The organism is Labrys sp. 22185 (genome assembly GCF_052045555.1).
Taxonomy (GTDB): domain Bacteria; phylum Pseudomonadota; class Alphaproteobacteria; order Rhizobiales; family Labraceae; genus Labrys; species Labrys neptuniae.
Window position 1 is genome coordinate 1 of record NZ_JBQEPH010000122.1, and the last position, 660, is coordinate 660.

Sequence of the window (660 nt, forward strand, 5' to 3'; positions counted from 1 at the left end):
TGTCGCCCCCGGCCTGGCCCTCGACCGTTTCCTGTCGCATAGCCGGGTCACCTGGCACGGGCCCGTGGCCGATCTCGCTCCGATCTACGATAGCTGCCGTATTGCCATCGCGCCGACGCGCTTTGCTGCCGGGACGCCCTACAAGGTCTATGAAGCGGCCTCGTTCGGTGTGCCTGTAGTCCTCACGGATTTACTACGTGACCAACTTGGTTGGCAAAACGGACAGGAAGTATTTTCGGTTCCCGTTGATGATACAGAAGGATTTGCAAAAGCTGTTGTTCGTCTTTATCGCTCCCCAAAATTGTGGCAGAGCTTGCGAGAAACCGCACTTGAAAGATTGAAGTTGGACCATAACGAAGGCAAATACAAGGAGGCTCTCTCTCCAATTTTACCTTCTCAGGGTACAAACCGGAAGCGCAAAAAAACGCGGCCCCAAAAGGTTGTGTTGGCGACATGATTCAACTCAGCAATGTGACGAAGTACTACAAGGTCGAGAAACATCGAAAGATGATCCTCGACCGCGTCTCGATGATCTTCGATACATCCTACGCCTACGGCCTCATGGGCGTGAACGGGGCGGGGAAATCCACTCTGCTGCGGCTGATTGCGGGGACGGAGATGCCCAATGGCGGCAAGATCCGCCGCTCCGTCCGCATATCC

The 660-nt window shown here is 55.2% G+C and carries 2 protein-coding genes; both read left to right on the forward strand.

What is annotated here, in order from left to right; translation table 11 throughout:
• Positions 1-457: glycosyltransferase family 4 protein (locus tag ACTJKX_RS38215; protein ID WP_440728505.1), on the forward strand; the 457-nt coding region annotated here is incomplete at its 5' end.
• On the forward strand, positions 454-660 hold a 207-nt coding region (locus tag ACTJKX_RS38220; RefSeq protein WP_440728503.1), incomplete at its 3' end, for an ATP-binding cassette domain-containing protein. The genes ACTJKX_RS38215 and ACTJKX_RS38220, both read left to right, overlap by 4 nt.